The sequence below is a fragment of the Leptospira abararensis genome (genome assembly GCF_016918735.1).
Classification (GTDB): Bacteria; Spirochaetota; Leptospiria; order Leptospirales; family Leptospiraceae; genus Leptospira_A; species Leptospira_A abararensis.
Map to the genome: position 1 here is coordinate 109026 of NZ_JAFFPR010000054.1, position 23953 is coordinate 132978.

18 protein-coding genes and 1 pseudogene are annotated in these 23953 nt (G+C 39.0%); 10 read left to right on the forward strand and 9 right to left on the reverse strand.

Features of this window, described 5'->3' with window-relative positions:
• Window positions 1-26 precede the first annotated feature (26 nt).
• The 7 genes from JWG40_RS16070 to JWG40_RS16100 form a co-directional block, all read right to left on the reverse strand.
• A complete protein-coding gene (locus tag JWG40_RS16070) occupies window positions 27-1259 on the reverse strand; it encodes a sulfate adenylyltransferase subunit 1 (RefSeq protein ID WP_205286790.1) in 1233 nt (410 codons plus the stop codon).
• The gene (cysD, locus tag JWG40_RS16075) at window positions 1259-2167 is read right to left on the reverse strand and encodes a sulfate adenylyltransferase subunit CysD (RefSeq protein WP_205286791.1); all 909 of its coding nucleotides are present in this window, start codon (window positions 2165-2167) and stop codon (window positions 1259-1261) included. Before cysD ends, JWG40_RS16070 begins: the two co-directional genes overlap by 1 nt.
• 8 nt (window positions 2168-2175) lie before the next feature.
• Window positions 2176-2901 carry a phosphoadenylyl-sulfate reductase gene (locus tag JWG40_RS16080; RefSeq protein WP_205286792.1) on the reverse strand — a complete coding sequence of 242 codons (726 nt, stop codon included), beginning with the start codon at window positions 2899-2901 and terminating at the stop codon, window positions 2176-2178.
• Window positions 2902-2969: 68 nt separating this feature from the next.
• The gene (locus JWG40_RS16085) at window positions 2970-4034 is read right to left on the reverse strand and encodes a sulfate/molybdate ABC transporter ATP-binding protein (protein WP_205286793.1); all 1065 of its coding nucleotides are present in this window, start codon (window positions 4032-4034) and stop codon (window positions 2970-2972) included.
• A complete protein-coding gene (gene cysW, locus JWG40_RS16090; RefSeq protein WP_408611539.1) occupies window positions 4024-4845 on the reverse strand; it encodes a sulfate ABC transporter permease subunit CysW in 822 nt (273 codons plus the stop codon). The genes JWG40_RS16085 and cysW overlap by 11 nt, the downstream gene beginning before the upstream one ends.
• Window positions 4836-5660 (reverse strand): sulfate ABC transporter permease subunit CysT, encoded by an 825-nt coding sequence (cysT, locus tag JWG40_RS16095; RefSeq protein WP_205286794.1) that lies wholly within the window; start codon window positions 5658-5660, stop codon window positions 4836-4838. Before cysT ends, cysW begins: the two co-directional genes overlap by 10 nt.
• 3 nt (window positions 5661-5663) lie before the next feature.
• The gene (locus tag JWG40_RS16100; RefSeq protein ID WP_205286795.1) at window positions 5664-6701 is read right to left on the reverse strand and encodes a sulfate ABC transporter substrate-binding protein; all 1038 of its coding nucleotides are present in this window, start codon (window positions 6699-6701) and stop codon (window positions 5664-5666) included.
• A gap of 180 nt (window positions 6702-6881) precedes the next feature.
• Between JWG40_RS16100 and JWG40_RS16105 the strand changes: the two genes are divergently transcribed.
• The 7 genes and pseudogenes from JWG40_RS16105 to JWG40_RS16135 all read left to right on the forward strand — a co-directional run bounded on the left by JWG40_RS16105 (window position 6882) and on the right by JWG40_RS16135 (window position 16952).
• Window positions 6882-8525 (forward strand): flagellar hook-length control protein FliK, encoded by a 1644-nt coding sequence (locus JWG40_RS16105; protein WP_205286796.1) that lies wholly within the window; start codon window positions 6882-6884, stop codon window positions 8523-8525.
• Between the two features lie 34 nt (window positions 8526-8559).
• A pseudogene (locus JWG40_RS16110) lies at window positions 8560-9114 on the forward strand (flagellar hook capping FlgD N-terminal domain-containing protein); the annotation flags it as partial.
• 68 nt (window positions 9115-9182) lie between these two features.
• On the forward strand, window positions 9183-10577 hold the full coding sequence (flgE, locus tag JWG40_RS16115; RefSeq protein WP_205286798.1) for a flagellar hook protein FlgE: 1395 nt from the start codon (window positions 9183-9185) through the stop codon (window positions 10575-10577).
• A gap of 97 nt (window positions 10578-10674) precedes the next feature.
• The gene (locus tag JWG40_RS16120) at window positions 10675-13020 is read left to right on the forward strand and encodes a tetratricopeptide repeat protein (protein WP_205286799.1); all 2346 of its coding nucleotides are present in this window, start codon (window positions 10675-10677) and stop codon (window positions 13018-13020) included.
• On the forward strand, window positions 13017-14012 hold the full coding sequence (locus JWG40_RS16125; protein WP_205286800.1) for a hypothetical protein: 996 nt from the start codon (window positions 13017-13019) through the stop codon (window positions 14010-14012). Before JWG40_RS16120 ends, JWG40_RS16125 begins: the two co-directional genes overlap by 4 nt.
• Before the next feature lie 50 nt (window positions 14013-14062).
• A complete protein-coding gene (locus JWG40_RS16130) occupies window positions 14063-16042 on the forward strand; it encodes an HD family phosphohydrolase (protein ID WP_205286801.1) in 1980 nt (659 codons plus the stop codon).
• A 73-nt stretch (window positions 16043-16115) separates the two neighbouring features.
• On the forward strand, window positions 16116-16952 hold the full coding sequence (locus JWG40_RS16135) for an enoyl-ACP reductase FabI (RefSeq protein WP_205286802.1): 837 nt from the start codon (window positions 16116-16118) through the stop codon (window positions 16950-16952).
• Window positions 16953-16961: 9 nt separating this feature from the next.
• Here JWG40_RS16135 and murD read toward each other — a convergent pair whose 3' ends face one another.
• Window positions 16962-18356 carry a UDP-N-acetylmuramoyl-L-alanine--D-glutamate ligase gene (gene murD, locus JWG40_RS16140; protein WP_205286803.1) on the reverse strand — a complete coding sequence of 465 codons (1395 nt, stop codon included), beginning with the start codon at window positions 18354-18356 and terminating at the stop codon, window positions 16962-16964.
• A 60-nt stretch (window positions 18357-18416) separates the two neighbouring features.
• Between murD and JWG40_RS16145 the strand changes: the two genes are divergently transcribed.
• From JWG40_RS16145 to JWG40_RS16155, 3 genes are all read left to right on the forward strand, one after another.
• Window positions 18417-18749 carry an STAS domain-containing protein gene (locus tag JWG40_RS16145; RefSeq protein WP_002979701.1) on the forward strand — a complete coding sequence of 111 codons (333 nt, stop codon included), beginning with the start codon at window positions 18417-18419 and terminating at the stop codon, window positions 18747-18749.
• Window positions 18750-18757: 8 nt separating this feature from the next.
• A complete protein-coding gene (locus tag JWG40_RS16150) occupies window positions 18758-19516 on the forward strand; it encodes a beta/alpha barrel domain-containing protein (RefSeq protein ID WP_205286804.1) in 759 nt (252 codons plus the stop codon).
• Between the two features lie 133 nt (window positions 19517-19649).
• Entirely contained in the window at window positions 19650-21332 is a 1683-nt protein-coding gene (locus JWG40_RS16155; protein WP_205286805.1) for a sensor histidine kinase, read from the forward strand.
• 30 nt (window positions 21333-21362) lie between these two features.
• Here JWG40_RS16155 and JWG40_RS16160 read toward each other — a convergent pair whose 3' ends face one another.
• Complete coding sequence (locus JWG40_RS16160; RefSeq protein ID WP_205286806.1) at window positions 21363-23579, reverse strand: ATP-binding protein; 2217 nt, start codon at window positions 23577-23579, stop codon at window positions 21363-21365.
• Between the last annotated feature and the right edge of the window lie 374 nt (window positions 23580-23953).

The following is a 23953-nucleotide window of genomic DNA, read 5'->3' on the forward strand; positions in this document are numbered from 1 at the left end:
AAATTCTGTTATATTGAACAAAATTTCTACAATAACATTCCTGCTGCTACGGTTTGGTTGGTCCCTTCGTCGACCAAGATGAAACTTCCTGTCCCACGAATTTTGGAATAGGGGTCGTAAGCTACAGGTTTTGCTGTTCGGATCGTAACCTTTCCAATTTCATTGAGACCTAAGTTTGCCTGTTCTATTTTTTCGTGAGTGCTTGTTTCCACTCGGTATTCCAAAGAACGAATGGATGCTTTTACGGAATTGGTTGTTTGACGCAGTAGATATTTAGATCCAGGAGTCATTACTTTCTGGTCCATCCAACATATATGAGCTTCCAAATCTTGAGAGGTTGTTGGCTCCTGACCACTGACAACGATCATATCTCCGCGGCTCACATCGATTTCATCTTCCAATCGAATGGTCACAGACATAGGGGCGAAGGCTTTTGGAACAGAACCCGCATAGGTATCAATGGCTTTGATTTTGGATTTGAGTCCACTCGGTAAAACTGTGATGGAATCCCCTACAGTAAAGTGGCCACTGCGGATTTGTCCCGCATAACCCCTGTAATCATGGAATTCCGTTGTTTGTGGTCGAATTATATTTTGTACGGGAAATCTTGGAGCCGGAGACTCTTCTTCTGTATGTAGTTCGATGTCTTCTAAAAACCCAAGAAGTGATTTTTCTTTCCACCAAGGCATGGACGCTGATAGATCTACCACATTATCTCCGTTGAGTGCCGAGATGGGTAGGAAGTGGATAGATTTTAAATCTAAGTCTTTGGCAAATTCCAAATATTGTTTTTTGATATTTAAAAATACTTCTTCTGAAAAATCTACCAAATCCATTTTGTTGATACATACAACGACATATGGAATTCGAAGGAGTGATACTATGTAGGAGTGGCGATAGGTTTGTTCGATTACCCCTTTTCTAGCATCAATTAAAATGATCGCCAGATCCGAGTTAGATGCCCCTGTTACCATGTTTCTTGTGTATTGGACATGGCCCGGTGCGTCGGCAATGATAAACTTTCTTTTCGGTGTTGAAAAGTATTTATAAGCAACATCGATGGTGATTCCTTGTTCTCTTTCGGCTTTTAGTCCATCAGTGAGAAGGGCTAAGTTAATTTGTCCATTCACTTGTCCGGCTTTTTCAATGGCTTCTAGTTGGTCTTGAAAAATAGATTTACTATCGTATAACAATCGACCGATGAGAGTTGATTTCCCATCATCCACACTACCTGCAGTAATAAAACGTAAAATATCCATTAAAAATACCCACCTTTTTTTCTATCTTCCATTGCTGCTTCGGAACGTTTGTCATCCAAACGAGATCCTCTTTCTGTGGTTCTTGAAACTTGAATTTCGCGAATGATATCATCAATAGTATTGGCTTCTGATTCCACTGCCGCAGTGCAAGTCATATCACCTACAGTTCGGAACCGAACCGTTCTTGTTTCTACTTTATCGGAATTGTCCAAACTAATGAATTTTGATACCGGAAACACTAGGTCTTCTCGCCATACAATTTCTCTTTGGTGAGAAAAGTATAAAGAAGGAAGTTCGATGTTTTCTTTACGGATGTATTCCCAAACATCAAGTTCGGTCCAGTTACTGATGGGAAAAACTCGCACATTTTCCCCTACATGAATTTTTCCGTTATAAATATTCCAGAGTTCAGGGCGTTGGAGTTTTGGATCCCAAGATCCAAATTCATCTCTTACCGAAAAAATTCTTTCTTTCGCACGAGCTTTTTCTTCATCCCGTCGAGCTCCCCCAATACAAGCATCAAATTTGAATTCCGCAATGGTATCGAGAAGTGTCACTGCTTGGATTCCGTTTCGACTGGGAAACTTTCCTTTTTCTTCCACGGCTTTTCCCTGGTCGATGGAATCTTGCACATAACGAACCACTAGTTTTTCACCCGTTTTTTCTGCCAAATCATCTCTAAATTTGAGCGCCTCATCAAAGTTATGCCCTGTATCAATATGGACTAAGGGAAAAGGAAATTTTCCTGGACGAAATGCTTTGAGAGCAAGATGTACGAGACATATCGAATCTTTACCGCCAGAAAAAAGTAATGCTGGTCTTTCAAATTGGGCAGCCACTTCTCGTAAGATATAAATGGCTTCTGATTCGAGTTGGTCTAAATGAGAAAGTCGATGTAAGTCGGTCATGTTACGTATTATCCTTTTTTCGGTGTGAGTTTGCCGTCTACCCAGTGCAAACCGCACTCTTTTTTTGATTCTTGTTCCCACCACCAACGCCCTGCACGAAAGTCTTCTCCCGGTTCAATGGCACGTGTACACGGAGCACATCCGATACTAGGGAAACCTTTGTCGTGTAATAGATTGTAAGGTACATTGTGTTCGCGAATGTACTTCCAAGTGTCTTCAAAGGACCATAAAAGTAATGGTTGGTATTTGATTAAATTTCTTTGTGAATCGGTTTCGAAAATAGACATTTCCGTTCGAAAGCCCGATTGGTCTTTTCTTAAACCAGTGACCCAAACTTCTGTGTCTTTTAAAATGAGATCAAGCGGAACGAGTTTGCGAATCCGACAACATTCTTTTCTTAATTCTAAAGAATCATAAAAAGCATTGGGACCATTTTGTTCTACAAAGACCTTAATTTCTTTTTCGCTTGGATAAAAGGCTTCGATTTTTGCCCCATAACGCATATTTGTTTTTTGCCAAACATCATAGGTTTCTTGAAAGAGGCGTCCTGTATCGAGTGTAGCAATGCGGATATCGATGTTGTTTTCGAGGATAGCGTGCGTGATGGCCTGGTCTTCCAATCCGAAACTTGTCGTAAAAACGACTTTTTTTGGATAGTCCAAACTCAATTGTCGTAAACCCTGTTCGAGCGAGAGGGAGGTATAGGTTTCTGTCAAAACTTCCAAATTTCCCATTTTTTTCCAATCCTACCGTCCAATGTTTTGTATATTGGACGATTTGTAAACTATATTAGCGGAAAATACTAGATAGAGAAGTCTTCTACGTAAACTTTTGCTTTTTTAATCCTTAAATAGACCGTTTCCCCTGGCAAAAGGTTTAAAATCCGGTAAATTTCCTGTTCCAAAACCGACTCGATGAGAGTGCCTGTATCGATTCGTTTCAGCTCCACTCGCACATTCCTTCCCGTGGAATGGATGTATTGGATTTCGGCAGCAATGCCTTGGTCCGCTTCCCTGACAATTTCAACGTCGTAAGGGCGAACATAAGCAACAGCTACGGATTCTTTTACATCCTGGTGTTCCGAACTCTCAAGTGCAAAGTTTCCAATTTTGGTTTTCCCTTCTTCGATCCGGCCATGGAAGAGATTTACATCTCCGAGGAAATGGAAAACAAAAGGGGACTTGGGTTTGTTGTACACTTCGTCCGGGCTTCCTACTTGTTCTAGTTGGCCTTGGTTTAAGATGACGATGCGGTCACTCACTTCGAGTGCCTCTTCTTGGTCATGGGTGACAAATACACTCGTGATATGGATTTCATCATGGAGGCGGCGGAGCCAGTTTCTGAGTTCCTTTCTTACCTTGGCATCAAGAGCACCGAAGGGTTCATCCAGTAATAAAAATTTTGGTTCGATCGCAAGGGCTCGGGCAAGGGCCACACGTTGGCGTTGCCCACCTGACAATTCATGTGGGTAACGGTTATGGAATTTTTCGAGTTGGATGAGGGTGAGTAATTTCGAAACTTTTTCCCGAATTTCTTTTTTGGAAGGTCGGAGGACTTTGGGTCTTACTTCCAAACCAAAACCAATGTTCTCCGCAATGGTCATGTGGCGAAACAGAGCATAGTGTTGGAAAACAAACCCGACTTCCCCATTTTGAATTCTGGACTTGGATAAATTTTCACCAACGAACTCCACCTTGCCTGAAGTTGGTTCTTCTAGGCCTGCAATGATTCGTAGTAAGGTGGTTTTTCCAGATCCCGAAGGACCAAGTAAGGCCACAAGTTCTCCATCAGGGATAGTGAGGTTGACACTTTTTAAAGCAGTGAACGACCCAAAGGTTTTATTAACGTTATTAATTTCAATCGGCATTTTTTTGACTCGCGGTTCGTTTTTCCAAAATCAATTTAAAGATGAGTGTGAGTAGAGAGAGAAACACAAGTAAGGTGGCACAGGCAAAAGCACCTACCGAATCAAACTCATTGTATAACATTTCTATATGAAGAGGAAGTGTAGTGGTTTTTCCTCGGATATGTCCACTGAGTACGGAAACCGCGCCAAACTCTCCCATGGCCCTAGCATTACAAAGAATGATCCCGTATAACAGACCCCATTTAATGTTCGGAAGTATGACACGTTTCAAAAGTTGGAAAAAACTGGCACCTAATAAAAGACCAGCTTCCTCTTCTTCTCTTCCTTGGCTTTGCATAAGGGGAATGAGTTCTCGTGCAACAAAGGGAAAGGTAATAAATACAGTCGCAAGGATAAGGCCTGGTGTATTAAATACAATTTTGATTCCATGTGTGGAAAGAAAGTCTCCAAAGATACCTTGCCTACCGAATAACAATAAAAAGATGAGCCCGGACACAACGGGAGAAACAGCAAAGGGTGAATCAATGATCGTAACTAAAATATTTTTACCAGGGAATTGGAACCTGGTGATGGTAAAAGCTGCCGTCACACCAAAAACTGTATTTAAAATGACTGAAACTACGGATACTTTTACAGTAAGTCCAATCGCATAGAGGGCATATTCTCCTGTGATGGATTCAATGTATTTAGGGATCCCTTCGGAAAAGGCTTCCGAAAAAACAGTATAGATGGGTAAAAGTAGAATGATCCCCGCAAGGATATAAGCTAAAAATACCAGGAAAATCGGCAAAATTTTAATTTTCATGTTAATTTTTTAGATGCCCGGTCTTGGAGTAAATTAATCAAAAACATAAATAGAAAAGAAGTAAGTAACATCACAAGAGCAATTGAAGTTGCTTTTTCATATTCGTATTGTTCTAGTTTGGTGACAATGAGTAGAGGCAGGATTTCTGTTTTGCCAGGGATGTTTCCTGAAATAAAAACAACAGATCCATATTCACCAATACTTCTGGCAAAGGCCATTCCCGTACCAGCTAAGATAGAAGGCCAAAGTTCTGGAAGTAATACTTTGTAAAATGTTTGGAACGGAGTGGCTCCAAGACAACGTGCACTTTCTTCTAATTCTTTCGGTAACTCTTCGATTACAGGTTGCACAGTTCGCACCACAAAAGGAAATCCTATAAAGACAAGTGCGATGACAATGCCAATGGGAGTGTATGCAATTTTGATTCCCCATAAATCAAAAAAAGATCCAATGATTCCTTTTTGCGAATAGATGGTGGTCAGGGCAATTCCGGCAACTGCTGTCGGCAGAGTGAAAGGTAAATCGATTAAGGTATCGAGGAGTTTTTTAAAAGGAAAGTTATAACGGACAAGAACCCAGGCAAATAAAAATCCTATGAAGAGGTTGAGAATGGCTGAAATGATTCCCACACTGAAACTTAAAAAAAGGGCAGAGCGAATTCTTTCATCCGAAAACACTTCTAGGATTCCTGAAACTCCAATCCCGAGAGAATGAAAGAAGAGTCCTAGAAGGGGGATGATGACAACCGCGGACGAGTAAAAAACTGTCAGTCCTAAACTGATTCCAAAATGTAATTTTTTATACGGCCGCGTCTCTATCATATTTTACTTAGTTTTGTAGATGGCATCAAAGACACCTGCATCTGCAAAATGTTTTTTCTGTGCAGAATCCCAAGTTTCTCCTAAATCGGATAGGGTAAATAGTTTGATGTTAGGAAATTCTTTGGCAGAAGTTTTTGCAGTCGCAGGGTCAGTAGGTCTAAAAAAATGTTTGGAAATGATAGTTTGTCCTTCTTTTGAATACAAGAACTCTAAGTAAGCGGTCGCTTTTTCCAAATTGCCTTTTTCTATAGCAGTTTTAGTCACAACAGCAACCGGTGTTTCTGCTTTGATTGACTCTGATGGATACACAACTTCTAAAGTGTTTTTTCCTGATCTTTTTTCTTCATCTAGGGAAAGTTTTGCTTCATTTTCCCAAGTGATAAGCACATCACCAATTCCTCTTTGGACAAAAGTAGTTGTGGACCCGCGAGCCCCTGTGTCAAGAACCGATGTATTTTTGAAAAGTGCTTTGATAAACTCTGTTGCCTTTTCGTCTGACTTGTATTTGCGTTTTGCAAATCCGTATGCTGCCAAATAATTCCAACGAGCACCACCACTGGTCTTTGGATTGGGAGTGATGATAGAAACTCCTGGTTTTACTATGTCATCCCAATCTTTAATTTTTTTAGGATTGGATTTGCGAACCAAAAATACGATGGTAGAGAAGTAAGGAACACTATTATTAGGGAGTTTTTTTTGCCAGTTCTGTTCAATTAACCCTGATTTGGCGGAGATGTTATCAATGTCATAGGAAAGGGCCAGACTCACTACATCTGCATCGAGCCCATCAATCACAGCACGAGCTTGTTTTCCTGATCCCCCATGGGATTGTTGGATGGCAAACTCAGTTCCTTTCTTTTCCTTCCAAACTTTTAGGAAGGATTTGTTAATTTCCTCATACAATTCCCTTGTTGGATCAAAAGAGACATGGAGGAACGTGGAATCCGCGGTCAGGGAAGAAAGGGTTCCGAGACCGATAAAAATGCACAATATTGCAGAAATTATTGGTTTTTGACTAAGAATTCGGGTAAGTTTTTTCATTTTTGCGCCCTTTTGATTAATAAATCAAACTCATCCTCCAATTTAGTGAATATTTGTCAATGGAAAATGTTTCCAAAAATGAACTCTCTTGGCTCTTTCCGGACATAAGCCGAAAAAGGAAGAAGATAATTCTCTCAAGGAAATCTGGGGAAGTTCGATCCTTAAGGGAGAAGGCACCAAATGAACGTAAAAGTGGAAAACCAAAACTTAATTCAATTCCCACAAGTGGATTGGAAGTCCTCCAAACGGAGTGATACTGAAAATCACGCTCTTGCTGTTCGTGAAAGTTTTGGCGAAATTTTGGAACGCGAATTTCAAGTGCATTCTGAAAAACCGAAAAGCCCTTCCGAATATAAAACTCCTGGCGGGGAGAATGGAAACACAAATTCTCAAAATGAAATTTCTAAATCGGATGATGCCACAAAACAAACATTAAATGCTTCTTCGGAAACAAAAAAAGATGAATCTATAACCAATGACAGAACTGCAGAGGATGGAAAAGACGAGACCACCGAAGAAGAAGATTTAGACCGGGAAGCTTTGGAATATAGCCTGGGGATTGTAACTTCCGCAGCGAACTTTGATCGGTCCATGGTTTCAGCAAACCAATTGAACGAAATGACTGTGAAGGAAAAAACAGTTTTATTATCCTTACAAAAATCCGCTGAAAAATCGACTGCCTATTCTCCGAAAGAGGGGAATGCCTTTATTGATGAGGCTAAAAAATTAGCGATGAGTTTTTTCCTCTCCGAACAAACAAAAAAAACACCAACAGAGTCCGGTGTAACAAAATCACAAACTCCCTTGGTCAAAGATTCGAATTTGGTTCCTTTCCCCAAAAATGAAAAAAAGTCTTTGGAAGATAAAAAGACAAGTGGGAAACCAGTTTCCTTTGGAACCAAGGTAGAAGTCAGCCATTCTGGTTCGCAAGTTTCTGATTTGGTTTTTGCAAAAGGAAAAGAAGTCAAGGTTGAAGGAAAAGATTTTCAAAACGAACACTCTGTCCGTAAAACAGAGGGAAAACCAAAGTCTTCCAAACAAACGAAAAACGGATCAGAAAACTCAGAAATTTCTTCTGACCAAGAGAAATCCAATCAAACACAAAACGCTGACAAAATGATACGATCTCTCGGAGTGAAAGATAAAGAATTCCAAAAACAAGATTCTAAACTTCCTCAAAGTTTGGAAAAACAAAAATCCACAGAATCTATGTTAGTTCCAAACATTCAAACAGGATCTCATTCTAAATCAGGAGAAGAGGGTGGTCGTCCTTCTGAGGAACGTAGTTCCAAACAAGGGTTCCAATTTTCTTCTTTAGAAAATAAGATGACATCCAGAACCGAAGAGATTCGTTCCCAAGAAAAAACACAGAAACCGAAAGAGACCAATCTCAAACAAAACATAGATGAACTCATCAAACAAGCTCGTTTTGATATTGTTCAAAATGGAAAGTCCAGTGCAGAGATTGTAATGAATCCAAAGGAATACGGAAGGCTTACTTTAAAAGTCACTGTGGACGGGGACAAAGTAGAAGGTCGTATTCTTGTAGAATCAGAAGAATTACAAAAATCCCTTCAAAACGAAATCCAAACTATTAAAGAAAACTTAAAAGAATCGGGCCTCGACTTACAAGCGCTCATCATTGATTTATGGGATGATGGAAGTGGACTTACTGATCGTAACGAACAAAATGAACTTTACCAAAGCATGGTGGAAGCAGCCCGGTTTCGTAATGAGAACTCTGGGTTAGGATTAGAAGAAACTACAGAAATACTTGGCACACCTTCCTTCGAAGAATCCAAGGCATTGGAATTTTTCGCCTAAAATACTAGTAAAAATAGAAAAAATAGAGGATCCTATGCCAGACGGAATCAAAGACTTATCAACACAAAATTCAGCAAGAACCAAATACTTTGAAGGGGATAGAACCTTCAATATTCGTAAACATTTGGAGCAGTTGGATAAAGAAGAAACCAGTGGTCTGAAGGGAATTGAGATTCGGGAAAAACAAAAAGAGTTAGGAAAGGATGATTTTTTAAAACTCCTTCTCACCCAACTTTCTCACCAGGATCCCACAAATCCTGTGCAAGATAAAGACTTCATCGCACAAATGGCGCAGTTCTCTTCCCTCGAACAGATGAAAAACATCTCTTCTGGAATTGCTCGTATGGAATCTAAACAAAGTTATTCGGTCGTAGGTAAAATTGTATCAGGACCAGATTTAGTCACTGGAGAAGATGTCACAGGACTTGCTGGTGCCATTCTTTTTGATAACGAAGGAAAAACATATGTTCGTGTGAATGGAAGAATGCTCGATGTTGCCAAAATCAATTTGATTTCTGACCCATCACTTCTCAAAGCGGAACCAGAATTCCAACCTCCGTTAAACACACAGACGATTCCGAATAATACATTAAAAAAACAAGAAGCTTATCAGGATTAATTCAAAAAGGTCGATAAAGAAAAAGAGGATATAACGTTATGATGAGATCACTTTACTCCGGTGTTTCCGGATTGAAAAACCACCAAGTAAGAATGGATGTTATTGGTAACAACATTTCCAACGTAAACACACACGGTTTTAAAACCGAACGAGTTACCTTCCAAGATATGATATCACAAGAGTTACAAGGTGCATCTGAACCAAACGAAAGAATCGGGGGAACAAACCCGAAACAAGTGGGTCTTGGTTCTCTCATCGCTGCTATCGATAAAATTATGACGCAAGGTGCATTACAAACCACAGGAAAAAATACCGACGTTGCCGTTTCCGGGGAAGGATTCTTTGTTGTGAAAGACGGCGACAAACAATTTTATACTCGTGCTGGTGCTTTTAACATAGATAAAAACGGATTTTATGTAAACCCTGCCAATGGATTAAAAGTACAAGGTTGGAACTCTCGTTTGGATGATGGTGGAAACAAATACATCAACTCTGCCGGGTCTTTGGAAGACATCGTCATTCCTCTTTATTCTAAAGAACCTGCTCGTGCCACTCAGAACGTAGACTTTCAATCCAACCTCAATTCTAGTGTTGCTGCTGTTCCATCCGATGCTACAGAAGAAGACATCCAACGTTATATCAATGATCCAGATCCTCGCCAAAGAAGAGGCCATGTAACATCCATTAATGTTTATGACGAACTCGGTAACACTCGCCAAATGGGTGTTGAGTTTTACAAAATGAGAGAAAACGTATGGAAAATGCGTTTTAAATTGGAAGATTCAAGCCAAGTCTCTGTAGACGTAAGTGGAACCGGCGGGGAAAACACAAAAGTTTCTGGTAACCAGGAACTCGAAGTATCCTTCACTCCTGATGGAAAAATCATCTCTGTATCTGATGGAGTCGATTCCCAAACCACAGGTAAACTGAAAGCCGATATTTCCTTTCGCATTCCAGGAAATCCTACCGCACAAAAATTCAGTTTGAATTTGGGCGAAGCGGGTCTTGTCGGGGGAATCACACAATTTTCTTCTGACTTCACAACGAAAGCCGTAAAACAAGATGGATACCCAATGGGATATATGGAATCCTTCTCCATTGACAACACAGGAACTGTGACAGGTGTTTTTTCGAATGGGGTACGCCAACCACTCGCAAGGATTGCCCTCGCTAACTTTACAAACCCAGCGGGTCTCAATAAAGAAGGGGATACTATGTATAGTTACTCTTTGAACTCTGGGGATGCAAACATTGGTGAGGCAGGAAGCCAGGGCCGTGGAAAGATCAATGCGGGCCTTCTTGAGATGTCAAACGTGGACTTATCCGACCAGTTTACGGATATGATTGTGACCCAAAGGGGATTTCAAGCCAACTCCCGAACCATTGTAACGTCCGACCAAATGATCCAGGAAGTTCTCGGTCTCAAACGATAAGATTCAATTCCTAACGGGGGAAACCCCGTTTTTTCCTTGAGTTCTGCAAAATTCTAAGAAAACTAGGTCAAACTAAACTTTTTAGAATTTGCCTAACTTGTCCCGCTTTCAAAAAAATACCCTTCTTACCTTTTCGCTTCTGGCCTTTGTCGCCTATGCTCCGTTATACTATTCGATTCGTACTGCGATCAAAAAAGAAACCCGCACCCTAACTTATGAATCACCAGACTCCGTTTCCTTTTTTAGTTTAGGAGACTTTGAAATCGAAGGAAAAGAATCGGATCCGAAAACGCTTCTCCTTCTTTCCGATCTGATTGATTTTGAATTCAAAAAAATAACGGGTGCTGTGTATTTAGGAAGGGAGGCTTCTCTTTCTCTCCCAAAAAAGAACCGGTCCCAATTTGTTTTTTATGGAAGTTTCGAATGGAAAGAGAAAGGACTCTCCTTCACTCCCAAACTCGATTCCAGAGAACAAAAGGCCACGTTTTCCGGTAAGTCCGTTTTTGTCCCTTACGAAGAACGAGGAAAGTTAGTATCCTCCATTTACCAATCACTTTCTCATCTTTTGGATGAAACCATTCGTTTGCATCGTTTGTTAAAACGCAGTCCCGAATGGAAAATTCCTTCAGAGGAGGAATTTCTATCCGAGTCAGAATTCGTTAGATTGAGTGAATACAATCCTTCGTTACTTCCTGAGGAAAGGGCAGCCATTCTCAAGTCACTTGAATTCCCCTCGGAATATTTGTTGTTTCTTAAGTTCCAATCAAGTTTAGGAAAACGAACAGAGGAATCTTTAAAGGAAGTTTGGCGGGTGGCAGGTAGCTCTGCGAATCTTTCTCCTTATACAAAGTTCTCTATTGCAAAATACATTGCTGAGTATTATTTTTCTAAAAAAGAATTTGGTAAGGTGATTGAATATGCTAGTGCCGCCAGAAGAGAAAGAGAAATTTCGCAATCTGTATTCCATAGCGATTATGCCGATACCATTTCCCTTCTCGGAAAGGCATTGGTTTTAGATGGGAAAAAAGAAGAGGCAGTATATTACTTAACTTCTGCCAGAAAACTTTATGAAACTCTGGGACTCCTGAAAGATCCGTCTTCCATCGAAAATTCTTATTTTTACGGACTTTTGTTATACGATTTATCCCAAACGGAACTGGCTTCCTATGAATTGTCTTCGATTCGTGGACAACTGACTGATTCATTGGAACAAATCTACTTGGACTACAACCTAGCTAAAGTATATTATGATTTAGGTCGTTATGATGCCGCATTGGCTTTGTTACAAGACCAAAGGAAATTGATTTTAGGTGAAAGTTTTCCCAATCACGACATCGCTTTGTATTCTTATAATTTATACGGTGCCTCTTTGTACAAAGCTGGTAAATGGAGTATTGCGAAATCCATTTGGGAATCTCTCGTGAATGCAAAATCCATCTACGGAATAGAAGATAAACCTTATCATCGTTATGCTCTATTTAATTTGGCTGTACTCTCGAAGCTAAAAAATAATCCAGAACAAGCTGAAAACTTTTACAAACAATATGTTCGGTTGTCTCCTTATGGACAAATTGTTGACCTACCAACAAACGAAAGTTTTGAAATAGGAAAACCCATTTACCCATATACTTGGGAGCAAGAGAGCCTAAATTCCTTTGTGGAATTAGAAGAAAGAACCATTCGTTCCTATACAGGTCGTTATTTGTTTAATGGGCAAGAGGAAGAAATTCGGGCGAGGACTTATGAAAATAGATTGGAAGACACCAATCTATTTTTAGATGACTTACTCAATAAAAATGCCTTTCTTTCTAAACCCATGTCAATCCTTCGTAAAACTTTGTTTGGTGACTTGAAACGATTTGAAAAAGGAAATCAAATTGTTTTTTTTGACATTGGGCCTGCGCTAAACCATCCGGAATATCCGGGTGTTACTTCCCTTGCTGTGGCCAAACATTTTTCGGGTATGGAAGTGGTATTATGGGAGTTACCCGGCGAAGTGGATTTGTTTTTAAAAAAAGTAAAACCAGAATTAAAAGACCGTTTATACTCTTTTTCTAATATTAGGATACTCTCTGCTGATGGAGTGGGGGAGTTCCAAACTTTATATTATGACCCAAACAATTGGATCCTTCGCAATCGACCGATTCCGAACTTAAAAGGAAAAACCATCATCATTCGTGCCGCCAATTCCATTGATATCTATGAACCATATACAAAAATCCTTCCGCATTTCCAAAACATGGGAAAGGAATTAAAGGCCAATCCGGTTCTCTATTTTTTCAATCGCAGTATTCTCTTGAAACCTGCAGGAAAAGAAAAGTTTATTCTCATTGGCAATCAATCCATCAGAGGCTTTCATCATAACTTTCAAAGTTTGGATAGGAATGGAGAACCACCTTACTCCATCCTTCCTTTTACTGTCAGCGAGGAAATACAGCCATGAATTTAGTTGAAACAGAATTCCTCTTTTGTATTCTTTCTAGTTTCTTTTTATTTCACTCTCTCGCAAAAAACACCGAGGAATGGAAACGGAAAGATTTGCTCTTTCAATGGACTGCCATTACTTCACTCGGATTCATCATCACAGAATCGCTGAAGAAATGGGGAATTCACTCCGAACTTTGGAATACAGATTCACTTTTTGCTTATATCACGAAAAGTAATCTATTGCTTTTCCTTTCTTATTCTTCCTTAGAAGGAAGGATATTCACTTTAAAATCTGTCCGTCGTATCTTTATTTCGATCTTCTTATATTCTTTTTGGGTTAGCGTTTTGTTTGGGATTCAATTCTTTCAAACGACCATTCTTGTCCAAGACAATACCTTGATTTTACCTTTTGCCATTTCTCTCGGAGCATTTGTTTGGGCGCGAGAGATGTTTTGGAATTTCGAAGAAAACAAAGAATCTATATTAGGCGATGATTCTTTTCGTTTTATCTACTTATGTTTTTTGCCAGTCACCTTTTTGGTTCTTTCTCCCTGGAAGGTCGAATGGAGTTTTTACAAACAAGTGGCTACTTTACTCCTCTATGGGATCTCCTCCCACGTTGGATTTCAATTGGTTTCTAAATTCAAAAAAGAAACGGTCCCAGCCGAATCCGAGATAGGAATCTGGATTGGTTCGCTTGCATTCTCTACCTGTCTTGGAACAGAGGTTCTCGTGGTTCTTCCATTAAGTATTCTAGCAGGAATTTTTGGAAGGTTACTCTATTCTTACCTCTCGACTCTCTCTTGGTCCGAGTCTGGAATTCGGGGTGTGATCTCTTTTCTTTATCCTTCTATTTTGGGAATTTTCCTTCCCTTTTTCCTTATAGAACGAGGCCAGTGGGTGCATGCACCCTATGTATTGTTAGGGGTCCAAATTCTCTATTTTTTGAGTTTTTATTTGGTCGCCTGTCTCAGTTTTGGGATCATCCTCTTAAACAAACAAAAGTAAGATTAATTTTGTAAAAAACAATCGACAGTCGATTTTTTCATGTCGATAGTATGTCTGTGACCAAATCTTCGGATTCGAAATTCATCATCACTGATGATCCTTTTTTTGAAGGCAAAATTGCCGATTATTCCAAAAAAATCAAAGCTAAGGTTTTGACCCTTGCTGACTTGGATCAAATTGAATCCAATTCGAATGGCCATATCGCCAAAGTGTTGTTCTACATCTCTCGGTATGAATTGGAATCCAAACACAAAGAAATCCACCAATTCTTAAAAAACCATCCAACCATTATGTCGAACTTCATTATTCGGGCCCCCATTGATTATACTGGTTACATTGCGCTTAATATTGAAGAAGATCTATTTTTTACCAATGTTCCCGATGATGCCCCTCTCGTTTTTTTGGTAAAGGCTCTTGCCAATGCTTTTACTAGCCTCCAGATGGTTGTGGATAAATTCGAACTCCAAAAACGGATCAATGTGTCCACTAACGAAATTTCCAAACTTACAAAGATTGGAATCAGTCTTGCCAACGAAAAAGATTTTACGAAACTCCTTCGTGATATTTTGAACTCAGCCCGTGAAATTTCCAATTCCGATTCGGGCTCTTTGTATTTGGTGGAAAAAGATGAAAGAGGAAATCCTAGAAATTTAAGATTTAAAATCTCTGCTCTCGATTTAAGCTCCGATGAATTTATCCTTCCCATTAACAAAAAGAGTATCGCAGGTTATGTGGCGTTTACTGGAAAACAGCTCAATATTCCGAATGTGTACGAATTGTCCGGTGGTGAGGAATATAAGTTCAACAGCGATTTTGATAAAATGAGTAATTATTATTCAAAATCAATGTTAGTGGTTCCTATGAAAGACCACCATGATGAAGTTGTGGGTGTCATTCAACTTATCAACCGAAAGAAAAACTTTCAGACGAAACTTACTTTAGAAGAAATGAAAACCAATTCGATTCTAGAATATGATAAATATTCAGAAGAGTTGGTGATGGCTGTAGCAGGCCAAGCAGCTGTCGCCATCCAAAACAATAATTTGGTTCATGACATTGAAACCTTGTTTGAAGGATTTGTGACAGCCAGTGTTTCGGCCATTGAATCTCGGGATCCCACAACATCGGGACATTCTTTCCGTGTGGCACAATACACTGTAGGACTTGCGGAATCTGTCAATGCCATCCAAACAGGACGGTTTAAAGATATTTATTTTAACGAATCTCAAGTGAAGGAAATTCGCTACGCTTCTCTTCTTCATGATTTTGGAAAGGTTGGGGTTCGGGAAAAAGTTCTGGTTAAAGCTAAAAAACTGGAAGACTACGAGTTGGATTTAATTCGATGGCGTTTTCAATTTATTTTGAAGGATGTGGAAGCAAAACTCGCCCAAAAGAAAATTGAATATCTTAAAAAACATGGTAACAATGGTTATCCGGAGTTTGAAAGATCCATTCATCTGGAATATTCTTTAGAAAAAGAAAAATTAGAAGAAATGGTTCGGGTCATTTCGGAATCCAACGAACCTTCCATTTTAGAAGAAGGCAATTCTAACTTTTTAGAAGAGATTTCTAAAATGAGTTATCATACCACCGACGGGAACCAACTCAATTTGCTCATGCCAAAAGAATTTGGTTTTTTATCAATCCGTCGCGGATCTTTGGATTTTGAAGAAAGGCGAGAGATTGAGTCCCATGTAGAACATACTTTTCAATTTCTCTCAAAAATCCCTTGGACAAGAGAACTCAAAATGGTTCCCGCCATTGCCCATGGTCATCATGAAAAATTAAATGGGTCGGGTTATCCGAGAGGCCTATCGGCTGTAGAGATTCCTGTACAAGCTAAGATGATGGCCATTGCCGATATCTTTGATGCTCTCACAGACCAGGATCGCCCCTACAAAAAAGCCGTCCCCTTGGATCGTGCATTTGACATTCTAAAGATGGAAGTGCGAGACCAACATATCGATGGGGATTTGTTAGATATTTTTATTGGTAGCAACGCTTACGAAAGAATTTTGCATAAACGATAAATAAAACACGAAAAAAAGTTCGCATTTTTTCGCTCAGTGGAATCCCTCTTTTGTCTAATCGGTGAGGGTCAAAATGAATATTAATCTAGAAGGTCGAACTGTAGTCATCACCGGAATTACAGATTCGTCATCACTTGCATTAGTGATCGCAAAAGAATGTAAACAAATGGGTGCAAAACTCATCTGTACTGGGCTTGGGAAAACCGAATTTCATCAAAATCTTTCAGAAGCTGGACTCGCGTTTTTGGAACGCACATACTCCGATTTTATGCAAACCGTGAATCGTGAGTTAGGTGAAGATGTGATTACCTATCCATTAGATGTCACTATACAAGCTAACATTGATTCCTTTGCCGAATTTCTATTAAATCAAGGGTTAGAGGTCCATTCTGTTTTACATTCGATCGCTATGGATAAAACCATTCGCCAAGGAAAGGTAAAACCCATAATGACTGTATCGCGTGAAGAGTTTATGGATGCCATGAATGTATCTGCGTTTTCCTTACTTGCGCTCATACAAAGTTTTTATCAGCGCAACATACTGGTGCAAGGTGGATCTATCGTCGCATTGAGTTACTTAGGAGCAGAAAAAGTGGTATCCCACCCTTACAAAAATATTGGCGTAGCAAAGTCTGCATTGGAACGGCTTGTAAAAGAAATGGCAATGGAATTAGGAAAAGAGAAACAAATACAAGTGAATGCAGTTCGATTTTCTCCCTATAGGGCCAGTAAAGCTGGTTCGGCGATTGAAGGATTAGAAGAAGCAGAAAAAAGTTGTGACAGTCTTTCTCCATTAGGAAATGCAACGGCAAAAGATTTAGCTGAGGAAGTGGCCTATTTGTTTCGTCCAGGAAACCGGATCACTGGTGAAATTCGTCATGTAGATGGTGGTTATCATATTCGCGGATGAAAATAAGAATTAAGAAAACTCTTCTTTGATCAAACTTTCAAAGTGGTTTCCTCGTTCTTCAAAATTTTTATACAAATCGAAACTTGCCCCTGCCGGTGAAAAAATCACAGACAGGGGAAGAATCTTTCTACCCTTATTTGTATCTAATTTAAAATCTATTTTGTTTTTTAGATCTTGGACAACCGAAGGGAGGTCGGGAAAGTAACTCACTGGAAGACCTGTGGTATCAAATTCATTTTTCCATACTTCGATCGCTTTTCCATAAACCCAAAGAGGACATTCCAATTCCTTCCATCGTTTTAAAAATAAATCGATAGGTTCAAGTTTCGGAATTCCACCGAGAATCAAAAATAGCCCTTCCCCTTTTTTAAATCCGGAAATTCCCGAAAGCATGGAATGGATGTTCGTGGATTTTGAATCATTGATAAATTGGATCTCTTGGTATTTATTTTGGAATCCCGAGTTATCCATGCGATTGAATCTATGTGGGAGTCCTTGGAAGGATTCAAACTGATTTTGAATTTCTTCTTTGTCCATCCCCATAGTTTCCGCAAGGGCAATAGAAAAACATAAATTCATGAGGTTGTGTTTCCCTTTTAGAGGAAACCTAGAAACATCATAAATATGATTTGGGGTATGTACCTGGTTTGGATCTAAGCTAACATAGTATTTTTGATTTTCACCTATAAGATGTAAGTTGGTATTTTCTGACATTTCTTTCGGAAGGAAATGAAAAAAAATTGGATTTACAAATGCTGTATGGTCAGGGTTTTTCAAATTTTGGATTTTCCATTTGGCTTTGGCATAGGACTCCATTGTTTTGTGTCTTTCTAAGTGGTCGGATGCCAAATTCAAAATGGCAGACGCCGTTAATTCCAGGTTAGGTGAATCGTCTAGTTGATAACTAGAGAGTTCTAAAACCACTAAATCAAGTGGTTCCAAACAAAAGGAAGTAAAGGCAACACCAATATTCCCCCCCATCCGAGAATTCGGAAATTTAGATTTTAGAATGTGGTAGGTGAGAGCTGTGGTGGTTGACTTTCCATCAGTACCTGTGATTCCAATGATAGGACCTTTATAAAAAATTCTTCCCAAACAGATTTCACTTAAAATCGGAAGCCTTCTTTCTTTGGCTTCTTCTAGAATGGGATGGTTCGGTAGGATTCCTGGGCTTTTGATGATACAATCAATCCCTTCTAATATTTTCTGTGGGTGATTGTCTGACAAAACTTCTGCGTATAAGATTCTGTTCGCTTTCTCTGGGAACTTGTCAGCCAGTATACAGATTTTTCCTTGTGAGCTTAATAATTTGGCAGAGGAGTCCCCTGAGGATCCCCCACCTAAAATTAGGAATTTTTGGAATTTGGCGAGGTCAGAAGCCGCTGGAATAGATAAAGAAAACATTGATTGACACTCCGCTAAAATACGATGATTTTGTAAAATCATATCAGGTTGGGTAAATCGGTGCTGAAACACGAAGTGAAAGACGGAAAACTAGTCGTTTATTTGGAAGGTCGATTGGACGTTTCTGTGGCAAATGAAGTGGAAGAGGGCCTTATGGAACTCATCGATAATGCTGGGCATAGAAAGGTTCTTTTGAATATGAAAGACGTTGAATACATGTCCTCCTCTGGATTCAGAGCTTGTATTTCCACTCTCCGCAAACTCAATTCCAAAGAGGGTGCCCTTAAAATCTCGAACATCAAACCGGCAGTCAAACGAATCTTTGATGTCATTGAACTCACTTCTCTTTTTGATATTTATGATTCGGAAGATGCAGCGCTAAAAGCGTTCTAAGTTGTTTTTTGAATCCTGTCTTACATAAGATAGTAGAAACCAAACACGAGGAAATTCGTATGGGGAGGGGGAAGTCCCTTCCTTCTCGAAAAATTCCCATCAGACCTTGGGAATCGTATCTTAAAACCAATTCCATTTCCGTCATTGCGGAATGTAAAAAAGGAAGTCCTAGTTCCGGTGTGCTTCGGCCAGAATACCATCCTGTAGAAATTGCCTCCCTTTATGAATCTTCCGGGGCTGGTGCCATCTCTGTCCTTACAGACTCCCAATATTTTTTTGGATCGTTATCTGATTTGACAGCCGTGGCTGAAGCAGTCAAAATCCCTGTCATTCGTAAAGACTTTATCATTGACCCTCTCCAGATTGACGAAGCTTACGCCTTTGGTGCTTCTGCAATTTTACTAATCGTTAGGATCCTCTCACCGAAAGAGCTTACTTCCTTGCATAAATATGCTAAAAGTCTGGGCCTTTCAGTCCTTGTGGAAACGCACAACAAAGAAGAAGTCAAAACAGCACTCGATTCTGGAGCCACAACCATTGGCATCAATACTCGAGATTTAGATACATTCGAAATTCATAAAAATCTAATTGAGGAAATTGCACCTGAGTTGGACAGTTCCATCATTCGCGTGGCTGAATCTGGGATTGAAAGTTTTCAGGATTGGCAAAAATACAAAGGAATCGTAGATTCTATGTTAGTTGGTACATACTTTATGAAAAGTAAAGATATTGCAAAGGATTTCCGGTCACTATTATTCGGGAATTAAGTCCCTTTTTCTATTACATTCTTAGTTTAAACTTTGGACTTTCTATTGAATTTGGGGTATCCCTTACTTTGGGGAAGAAATTTCAAAGATAATTTCGCTTTTCTCCTATTGTCCATCCACTAATCTATCCCCCATGAACTGGAAGCAATCCTTCAAGGGATTCGTTTTATTTCTGCTCTATATAGGAACAGCCAAACTGGGAATGGAATTTTTTTCCTTCCAACCAGTGAACTTGGCAGTTCTTTGGATTCCTTCCGGTATTGGGCTCATAGGTTGTTTGTTCTTTGGATATCGCTATTTACCAGTGATTTGGCTTGCGAGTTTTCTTGCCAATAAAGACGGCCTGATCAGTAGCCAACATGGTTTGGATAGTTTTGGTTTGTACCTAAGTATTTGCCTGACTGCAGGAATCGATACACTCCAATCCACATTAGCCTATACATTCTGGTTAAGAAAAATTCGAAAAAGTCTAAGTTCCGCAAAAGATAATTTTTACTTTGTGGTTTATGTCTGTTTTCTTTCGAGTTTGATTTCTATAATATGTCTTGGTGGAATTCTTTATTCCTTTGGATATTTTTATAAATTAGATTCTGCTGAAATCTTTCGCACCTTGATTGTGATTATCTTTGGTGATACGATTGGAATTTTTATTGTTGTTCCGTTCTTTATGGCTTGGAGGAAGTTTCGATTTGAGAATCTGTCGATTCGGCTCATCCTTTGGACAATTGCTTTTGTATTAGTTCAGGCAATCATAGTTTATCATTTCCCTTACCTTTTCTTTTTATCTTTTTTGATTCTTATTTATTTAGGTTATCGGTTTCAAATCCGAGGTGCTACCTTAGGAGTTTTTCTATTATATCTTTCTAGCATACTGATGACTAGAATGGGAGTTGGTCCTTTCGTTTATCCAGGTGTGTTTGATTCGTATATTTACTTAATATCGTTTTTAATACCTTTTTCGATATTATCAGAGTTTATCACGTTACAATACCAACGACTCATTGCCTATCGATTCGAATTAGAAAAAAAAGTATTTGATCGAACCAAATTACTTAGAAAACAAGTTTTTGAAAAGAATAAAGCCATCGAAGCTCTACACACCTCAGAAAAACTTCTGAGTGAATCGAATCGAACTAAGGATATATTTTTTTCCATCATAGCTCATGATTTAAGAAATCCATTGGGGGCTTTCAAACAACTGACAGAGCTAATGTATACTGATTTTGATACGCATACGGATACGGAAAAAAAAGAAACCATATATGAAATTCAAAACTCTGCATCTATGTTGTATGGACTTTTGGAACAACTTTTGGATTGGGCAAGAACCCAAACAGGAAATATGCCTTTCCGTCCCAAACAAATCAACCTGGTTGGTCTAGTCGCAAAGATAGTAGAACAAGTGGAACCTTCAATTAAGAAAAAATCCATCCGCATCTTAACGGAGATTCCCTTTGAATTGGCTTATGTCTATGCCGATTCAGAAATGATCCAAACAGTTCTTAGAAACCTCATTACAAACTCGATTAAGTTTACAAACGAAAATGGTGAAATTAAAATCGTCGCAAAGCAAGACGAAGATGGAATTCGTGTAGAATGTCATGATAATGGTATCGGAATGGATAGTTCCGATTTAGAAAAATTATTTCGTGTGGATGCGCAGGTCACTAGTATTGGATTGGAAGGTGAAAAGGGAACGGGGCTCGGTCTCATTCTTTGTAGTGAATTTATTAAATTACATGGTGGAGAAATTTGGGCGACAAGCGAAAAAGGAAAAGGTACTACTGTGAGTTTTCGTCTACCTGATAGACGTTAAGTTCTATTGATAAACCTCACTCTTTGGAATTCATTCAGATACGCCGGGAAGGTAGATGGTAAATACCGTTTTTCCAGGTTTTGTTTCCAACTCTATCATCCCGTTGTGTTTTTCGACTACTTGTTTTGTGATATAAAGTCCGAGTCCAGTTCCTTCTCCGATAGGTTTAGTGGTAAAAAATGGATCAAAAATTTTGGTTTCCAAGTCTTTGGGAATCCCTGCGCCGGAGTCTTCTATGGAAACAAAAACATAGCGTTTACTTTTTATTTCTTTTTCTCCAATTTTAATTTTTAACTTTCCTTTTCCGTTCATGGACTGGATGGCATTTTGGATCATATTGGTCCAAACTTGATTTAATTCATCTGGATAACACTCGATAGGTGGAATTTCTTCAAAATTTGTTGTGAGTTCGATTCCTTGCCTCAAGGAACTTTCGAAAATAGTGAGAACCATATCAATAGAATCCACAAGGTCGATTGTTTGTTTTTCTGCTTTGGGATCAAAATGTGTGAATTTCTTTAGTGATTGTGCAATTTTCACTGCGCGATGGGCAGCAATCCGAATGGTCTTTGTTCCTTGAAGGATAGAAACAACTCGTTCTGCTACCACAAAAAATGTGCCCCCATCTTTACCACATAGAATAGGAACCCAATCCTTTGGAATTTCGCGTAGACCAAGTGATACAAAAAGATCAGCTTTATTTTCTGCCTCGCTCATTCCCAAACTCTCTATTTGTTTTGCCAATTCCTGTTTGATCTGCCTTGTTTCTTTTGTTGGAAAAAGATCGTTTTGATTTAATGCCAAATCAATTAATGATAAAAATACTGGAAATGCATCGCTTGGGATTGGATTGGTTTTTGAGAGAAGGCGAAAGTGTTCGGTAATTCTTTCTTCTATTGCAGCTCCAGAAGCGATAACTGCACTTAGTGGTGAATTGATTTCGTGTGCAACACTTGCCACCATCACCCCAAGCGATGACATTTTTTCTGACTGAATCAATTGGTATTTAGCTGCTTTCAAATTTAATTCGGCAGTGATGATTTCGTTGGATATATGTTTAGATAAAAAGATAGATTGGAAAAAAACAAATAATAAAAGTCCGTAGGAAAGTAACATGGGTTCAGTTATGTGTAATAATGATAATATAATATCGTTACCCGCAGAACCTATTAGTAGTATCGAAGATAGTCCAAGATAGATATACCCGTATCTTTTGTCTTTTATATAGCGAATGATTAAGTAAATGGCAATCGCTAAAAGAAAGGTCAGGGCAGTGAGAACATAGAGATGTAGATAGCTGATTGTATAAATGGGGCCGAATATAGTGATGAATACTGGGATGAGAATGATGCCACTCATTCCATGAATGATATAACTTGGTAGATACTCACGGGTAAGACTGTAAAAATAATAAAGTCCCGATACGGCCCCTGCATATTGGCTAAAAAAATTGACTCTAAAGATGAGTTCACTAGAATGTTCACCCATAATGAGAAATAAGGACCGCGTTCCCGTCGCAAGGATTTGTAATGCCATAATCTGACAAAAGAGAAAAAAATAGAGAGATCCAAGGATTCTACCACGAGTAAAGTAGACTCCTAACTGGTAGAGTCCCAAAAAGAAAAGTCCCCCAACAATCAATGATTCGTCGAATATCTCTCTGTCTCTTGTTGTTGCTAAAGACTCACTCTTCCCGAGGAGTGGAAGGAACCGAATCCCCCCTGCTTGATAGAAACGGTTTCGAAGTAGAATTGTTAGGTGAACTTGATTATCATTTGTTGGCAAAAGAAGAATTTGAATGGGTCGACGATCAAAACCAGCATTCTCCCCATAGATGTCTCCAATGGATCCAATTAAGATTCCATTTTGGTATATTTTACAGTCAGAGAATACAATATTAAAATCTAGGCTTAAGGGAATCGGTTCTTTAGGGGGGATGATCGTAATTAAGTAACTTCCGATCCCGAATCCGGTAGCTAATCCATTTTGATTTGGATTATACGAATTCCAGTGAGGGTTATCTGGAATGGTAACTAGGATTGTATCCTTTCCTTCCGCTAAATCAAACCTACCAGGAGTAAACTTCCATTCGCCAATCAGAGGAACGATTGGTTTAGATTGAAAATTATGTTTTGATATGTCAAGAACACCTCGGATTAATTTAGGAGAATCGGTTTCTATGTTGATACAGGAGGAGATGGGAATACAAATGAAACAGAGAATTGATAAAGTGAATATAACTTTCATTGTCTCTTTTGTTCCTAAGATAGTTTGCGTTAAATTCTGAAATGGATGCGTGATAAACAGAATCTATTTTCGAGAAGGGTCAAGTGTATTTTTTTGTAACAGAATGTTCTTGAAATATATTTACTGAATAATCAAAACAATTTCCTGATTTGATGAAACAGATGTTTGGTTACTGGAGGGGAGTGCCGGAAATTGGTCAGAAACAAAGTTCTTTATTCTTCTAAACCGAAGAGATGGAAACTAAAAAAGAGATCTGGAACTGGATCACCTTCTTGTTTAATTAGAAAATAGAAATGCAAATTGTCTCATAAATCGGGATAATTTTTATAAAAGTTGATTGACGGTGAGTGTACATTCCGAATGATGGTGAAACG